This is a genomic window from Mesorhizobium sp. M7A.F.Ca.US.006.04.2.1 (genome assembly GCF_004022915.1).
In the GTDB taxonomy this organism is placed as follows: domain Bacteria; phylum Pseudomonadota; class Alphaproteobacteria; order Rhizobiales; family Rhizobiaceae; genus Mesorhizobium; species Mesorhizobium ciceri.
On record NZ_RZQA01000382.1, the window covers coordinates 1 to 5,883 of the forward strand.

Annotated in this window: 6 protein-coding genes and 1 pseudogene; 1 reads left to right on the plus strand and 6 read right to left on the minus strand. The window is 62.7% G+C overall.

Features of this window, described 5'->3' with window-relative positions; translation table 11 throughout:
• On the plus strand, window positions 1–217 hold a 217-nt coding region (locus tag EN925_RS40165), incomplete at its 5' end, for a hypothetical protein (RefSeq protein WP_245487247.1).
• A gap of 47 nt (window positions 218–264) precedes the next feature.
• Here the strand turns inward: EN925_RS40165 and EN925_RS20045 are convergent.
• From EN925_RS20045 to EN925_RS20070, 6 genes and pseudogenes are all read right to left on the minus strand, one after another.
• Window positions 265–1,449: an amino acid aminotransferase gene (locus EN925_RS20045; protein ID WP_127369022.1), complete on the minus strand. Its 1,185-nt coding sequence runs from the start codon at window positions 1,447–1,449 to the stop codon at window positions 265–267.
• A 244-nt stretch (window positions 1,450–1,693) separates the two neighbouring features.
• Window positions 1,694–2,401 carry an SURF1 family protein gene (locus EN925_RS20050; RefSeq protein ID WP_127369023.1) on the minus strand — a complete coding sequence of 236 codons (708 nt, stop codon included), beginning with the start codon at window positions 2,399–2,401 and terminating at the stop codon, window positions 1,694–1,696.
• 96 nt (window positions 2,402–2,497) lie between these two features.
• Window positions 2,498–2,878 carry a cytochrome o ubiquinol oxidase subunit IV gene (gene cyoD / locus EN925_RS20055; protein WP_013531503.1) on the minus strand — a complete coding sequence of 127 codons (381 nt, stop codon included), beginning with the start codon at window positions 2,876–2,878 and terminating at the stop codon, window positions 2,498–2,500.
• Window positions 2,875–3,501, minus strand: a complete 627-nt coding sequence (cyoC, locus tag EN925_RS20060; protein ID WP_013531504.1) for a cytochrome o ubiquinol oxidase subunit III — start codon at window positions 3,499–3,501, stop codon at window positions 2,875–2,877. The genes cyoD and cyoC overlap by 4 nt, the downstream gene beginning before the upstream one ends.
• Window positions 3,502–3,506: 5 nt before the next feature.
• The gene (gene cyoB / locus EN925_RS20065) at window positions 3,507–5,519 is read right to left on the minus strand and encodes a cytochrome o ubiquinol oxidase subunit I (protein ID WP_024505201.1); all 2,013 of its coding nucleotides are present in this window, start codon (window positions 5,517–5,519) and stop codon (window positions 3,507–3,509) included.
• Window positions 5,520–5,534: 15 nt separating this feature from the next.
• Window positions 5,535–5,883, minus strand: a pseudogene (locus EN925_RS20070) (ubiquinol oxidase subunit II); the annotation flags it as partial.

The window sequence follows — 5,883 nt, forward strand, 5'->3', positions numbered from 1 at the left end:
CACCATGACTGACATGCCCACCCCCATCACCACCCGCCGCCTTAACCTGTCGAAGCCCAGCTTTGCGTGGCTCCAAATCGGCGCATCGCTTGCCGCCATGTCCGGCTTTGTGGGAGATGCACTCAAGATGGCATTCGTGGACCCTTACACGAGTCTCCGTCGCCAGCCGGAGGTCGTCCCGGAGGATGATCTTGAGGGTCGGGATCCCACTTGGTGATCTGCTCAAGAGACGGAAAACCGTTTCACACTTTGCCTGGAATTGCTCTAGTCGAGCACCGAGACGATCGCTTTGGCGAGGTCGTCCATGCCGTCCTCGGGCAGGCCGGCGACATTGATGCGGCTGTCGCCGACCATGTAGACGCCGTGCTCGGCGCGCAGCCGTTCGACTTGCGCTTCGGTGAGGCCAAGGCGGGAGAACATGCCGCGATGGCTGGCGACGAAATCGAAGCGGTCGGAATTGGATTGCCGGCGCAGGGCTTCGGCGAACTGGACGCGAAGCCTGAGCATACGCAGCCGCATTTCTTCGAGTTCAGTCTCCCAGTCCGCACGCAAGGCGGCGTCCTCCAGCACGATGCGTACGGCTGCTGCCCCGTGGTCCGGCGGCATCGAATACATGGCGCGCGCCGCCGACAGCATCTGGCTCATCGCCACATCTGCCTGTGCGCCGTCCTTGGCCAGGATCATTGCTGCGCCGACGCGGTCGCGGTAGACGGCGAAATTCTTCGAGCAGCTCGAGGCGACGACCATTTCCGGAACTTTCGCCGCCAGCAGGCGCAAGCCGAGGGCGTCGGCCTCAAGGCCATCGCCAAAGCCCTGATAAGCGATGTCGACGAACGGCAGCAGCGCGCGCTCGACGACCAGATCGGTAACGGCTGCCCACTGTGCCGCATCCAGATTGGCGCCGGTTGGGTTGTGGCAGCAGCCATGCAGCAGCACGACGTCGCCGCTCTTTGCGGTCCGCAGGGCCGCCAGCATGTCGTCGAAGCGAACAGCACCCGACGCGGCGTCGAAATACGGGTATTCACGGATCTGCAGGCCGGCGGCGCGCATCACCGGCATGTGGTTCGGCCAGGTCGGGTCCGACAGCCAGATGGTTGCGTCCGAACGCGTCCGCTTCAGCAATTCCGCCACCAGCCGCAGCGCGCCGGAGCCGCCAGGCGCCTGTGCGGCGCGGATGCGCGTCATGTCGGCGCCCGGACCGAAGGCGAGCTTGGCCATCACCGTGTTGAAGCCGGTATCGCCGGCAAGGCCGAGATAGGTCTTGGTGTCCTGGGCCTGCAGCAGGCGCTTTTCCGCCTCGCGCACGGCGCGCATAACCGGCGTCTTGCCGTCGCGGTCCTTGTAGACGCCGACGCCGAGGTCGACTTTGTCGGGGCGCGGGTCGGCGCGATAAAGGCCGATCAGAGCCAGGATCTTGTCGGCGGGGGCGGGCTGCAGGGTCTCAAACATCGATAGGGCTCCAATGGCGGCGGAGTGATACGCAAATCGGTCGCGTTTCGCCAGCGGTTTTAGCTAGGTGCTCCAGCCCGAGACGGCTGGGAAGCCTGCCCTGCGCGCTCATGGATGAGGGTTTGACGGGAAACCTATTGATGCGCGTCGGAAATGACCAGCCGGCACGAGCAGAGCGATCACGCATCCTCTGCGCCGGCATGAGCGCTTCCGTGCGTAATTTCGGCCTTGCCTCGGCCAGCGGTCAGCCCCCCCCGGGCCTGTCTTTCACAGCCTGCCGCAACAGACAGGCGACCGCGCCCAGCACCATCAAGGCCAGCCCGAACCATGTCAGGGCATAGACCAGATGGTTGTTGTGGAACGAAACGACCGTCAGGCCGCCGACCGGCCACCCTCCCGGATTGGGCGTGGCATCGGCATCGATGAAATAAGGAGCGACCTGCCCGACGCCTTGCTTGGCGGCGATCGCCTGTACATCGCGCGAATACCAGCGGTTGGCAGCCGGATCGTTGGTGCGCAGGAAGCCGCCTTTCGGTTCGCTGATGCGCAACAGGCCGTGAATTCCGGTATGATCGTCCGAGGGCTTGCCTGCGAGGCGGGTTGCCGGATCGCGCTTGTCCGTCGGCACGAAGCCCCTGTTCACCAGAATCGTGAAGCCATCATCCGCTCGGAACGGCGCCATTACCCAGAAGCCACCGCCGAGATCGGTGACCGCCTGGACCAGGGTCTCGCGATCACCGAGAAACCGGCCCGTGACGACGAGGCGGCGATACTCGTCATCCCTGGCGTTGATCGCTGGCCAGGCCGAAGGCGCCGGGGCGGACACCGGTACTGCCTTGAGACGCTGATCGACACGCTCGATCAGGTCGAGCTTCCAGACGCGGCGCTCCAGCTGCCAGATACCGAGCGCCGAGAACCCTGCGATGCCGATGGCTCCGCAAAGGCAAAGCATCAATAGCGTCCATCTCGAACGCCTAACCCTTTGGCCGTCGCCTGTAGTCGGATGCGGTGTCGTCCGCGCCTGTTCGTCCAAAGCCAGGTCCCTCTCTCAGGGTATCTGACTCATGTCATGGCCGGGCATCATGTTGACGTTCAGATGGTACATGACCCAGAGCGAGCCCGTCAGCGCGATCATCACCAGGATGAGGGTGAAGATCAGCGCCATCATGGTCCAGCCGCTCTCCGACCTGGTGTTCATATGCAGGAAGAACACCATGTGGACGATGATTTGCACGACGGCGAAGGCCATGATGGCAATCGCCGACGCCATCTGATTGCCGAGCGCGTTGGTCATGACCAGCCAGAAGGGAACGGCGGTCAGCACGACGGACAGGCCGAAGCCTGTCAGATAGCCGGCCAGCGAGCCGTGATTGACGCCGTGATGCGCGTGGCTGTGGTTGCTGGTGTCTGTTTGGTGCCCGGCGCTCATCGCAACATTCCCATCAGATAAACGAAGGTGAAGACGCCGATCCAGATGACGTCGAGGAAGTGCCAGAACATGCTCAGGCACATCAGGCGCCGCTGGTTCGCGGCGATCAGCCCATGCCTGGAGACCTGCACCATCAGCACCACCAGCCAGACCAGGCCGAAGGTGACGTGCAGGCCGTGCGTTCCGACCAGCGTGAAGAACGACGAAAGAAAGCCGCTGCGCTGCGGCGTCGCCCCCTCGTGGATGAAATGGGCGAATTCGTAGAGTTCGATGCCGAGAAAGGCGAGGCCGAACAGGCCGGTGATCACCAGCCACACCTGCATCGGCCTCACTCGCCCTTTCGCCATCTCCAGCATCGCGAAGCCGTAGGTGATGGAGGACAGGAGCAGCATGGTGGTGTTGAGCGCGACCAGCGGAAGATCGAACAGGTCCTTCGGCGCAGGCCCGGCGGCGTAGTTGCCACCGAGCACGCCGTAGACTGCAAACAGCATCGCAAAGATGAGGCAGTCGCTCATCAGGTAGATCCAGAAGCCGAGCATGGTGCTGCTGCCGCTCTCGGCATGGCCGTGGTCGTCTTCCAGGTGGAAGATCGTGTCGTCGATCACCGTGTCGGCGTGTGCCATGGTGCTCATCCCGCCTGGCTGGTGGCTGCGAGCAGGCGTGTCCGCTCGTCCTCGACGCGGGTGACGTCGCTGGACGGAATGTGGAAGTCCCGGTCGTAATTGAAGGTATGCGCGATGGCGTAGCCGATCAGAGCAACGAAGCTCACGATCGCCAGCCACCAGATGTACCAGATGAGCGCCACGGCAAGCACCACGCTCAACCCAGCCAGAATGACGCCGGCTCCGGTGTTGCGCGGCATGTGGATGTCGTGGAAGCCCGTCAACGGACGCTGGTAACCGCGATTCTTCATGTCCGCCCAGGTGTCGAGATCGTGGACGACCGGCGTAAAGGCGAAATTGTAGGCCGGGGGCGGCGACGAGGTTGCCCATTCGAGTGTACGCCCGTCCCACGGATCACCGGTGTCGTCGCGAAGCTGCTCGCGCCGGCGCACGCTGACGAAGATCTGGATGAGGAAGGACAGGATACCAAGCAGGATCAGGAAGGCGCCAAAAGCGGCGATGATGAACCAGATCTGCAGCGAGGGATCCTCGAAGGTGCGTAGCCGGCGCGTTACGCCCATCAGGCCGAGGATGTACAGCGGCATGAAGGCGAACCAGAAGCCGACCACCCAGAACCAGAAGGACATCTTTCCCCAGAACGGATCGAGCCGGAAGCCGAATGCCTTGGGGAACCAGTAGCTGATACCGGCAAACAGGCCGAACAGCACGCCGCCGATGATGACGTTGTGGAAATGCGCGACCAGGAACAGGCTGTTGTGGAGCACGAAGTCGGCCGGCGGAACCGCGAGCAGCACGCCGGTCATGCCGCCGACGGTGAAGGTCAGCATGAAGGCGACTGTCCACATCATCGGCAGTTCGAAGCGGATGCGGCCGCGGTACATGGTGAACAGCCAGTTGAATATCTTGGCGCCTGTCGGGATCGAAATGATCATCGTGGTGATGCCGAAGAACGAGTTGACGCTCGCTCCCGACCCCATGGTGAAAAAGTGATGCAGCCAGACGAGATAGGACAGGATGGTGATGACGATGGTTGCGTAGACCATCGAGGTGTAGCCAAAGAGCCGCTTGCCGCAGAAGGCCGAGGTCACTTCGGAAAATATGCCGAAGGCCGGCAGGATCAGGATGTAGACCTCGGGGTGGCCCCAGATCCAGATCAGGTTCACGTACATCATCGGATTGCCGCCGAAGTCGTTCGTGAAGAAGTTGGTGCCGACATAGCGGTCGAGAGCCAGCAGGGCCAGCACCGCCGTCAGCACCGGGAAGGCGGCGACGATGAGCACATTTGTGCAGAGCGCGGTCCAGGTGAAGATCGGCATTCTCATCATGGTCATGCCAGGCGCGCGCATCTTGACGATGGTGCAGACCAGGTTCACGCCCGACAACAGCGTGCCGACGCCCGCCACTTGCAGCGCCCAGATATAATAATCGACACCGACATCGGGACTGTAGCCGATACCCGACAGCGGCGGGTAGGCGAGCCAGCCGGTGCGCGCGAATTCGCCGACGAACAGCGACATCATGACGATGACCGCGCCGCCGACCGTCATCCAGAAGCTGAAATTGTTGAGGAACGGAAACGACACGTCGCGCGCGCCGATCTGCAGCGGGACGACGAAATTCATCAGGCCCGTCACCAGCGGCATCGCCACGAAGAAGATCATGATGACGCCGTGCGCGGTGAAGATCTGGTCATAATGATGCGAATTGAGATAGCCTTCCGAACCGCCGAAGGCCATCGCCTGCTGGAGCCGCATCATGATGGCGTCGCTGAAGCCGCGCAGCAGCATGACGATGCCGAGCACCATGTACATCACACCGATGCGCTTGTGGTCGACGCTGGTGAACCATTCGCGCCACAGATAGCCCCAGAGCTTGAAATAGGTCAGCGCGCCGACGAGGGCGATGCCGCCCAGCGCGACGACTATGAAGGTCGCGACCACGATGGGCTCGTGCAGCGGCAGCGACTCGAGCGTAAGCCGGCCGAAGATCGCCTTGAGAAGAGCAGGATTGTCGAACATGTCTTGCGTGGCGCCTCAGGAGTTGAAGGGCGACCGAAGCGTGCCGGTTGCGGAAGGTGACGGCAGTCGGATCGACAGGGGCAGTGGCCGTTGCAGACCAGCGCCGACTATCGGCGTCGAGGTCATCGGCGTGGCGGATTGATCAGCCTTCGAAGCGGCCAGTGCTTCTTCGGTCGTGCATATGCTGGCGACATAGGATGGGGCAGGGCCGAATATCGTGCCGCGCCGGGCGAACTTGTCGTACAGCAGCGGAAGGGTGTTGCGGATGCCGGCCATCCCCAGACCGCCCTTGGCATCGATCTGCGACATCTCGCTCATGCACATCTTGCCGGGCTCGACGCACATATTGAGGATCGCCTTGTAG

Coding starts and splice junctions, on each gene's coding strand:
- cyoD (WP_013531503.1), bottom strand. CDS start 2,878: ATGAGCGCCGGGCACCAAACAGACACCAGCAACCACAGCCACGCGCAT.
- cyoC (WP_013531504.1), bottom strand. CDS start 3,501: ATGGCACACGCCGACACGGTGATCGACGACACGATCTTCCACCTGGAA.
- EN925_RS20050 (WP_127369023.1), bottom strand. CDS start 2,401: ATGCTTTGCCTTTGCGGAGCCATCGGCATCGCAGGGTTCTCGGCGCTC.
- cyoB (WP_024505201.1), bottom strand. CDS start 5,519: ATGTTCGACAATCCTGCTCTTCTCAAGGCGATCTTCGGCCGGCTTACG.
- EN925_RS20045 (WP_127369022.1), bottom strand. CDS start 1,449: ATGTTTGAGACCCTGCAGCCCGCCCCCGCCGACAAGATCCTGGCTCTG.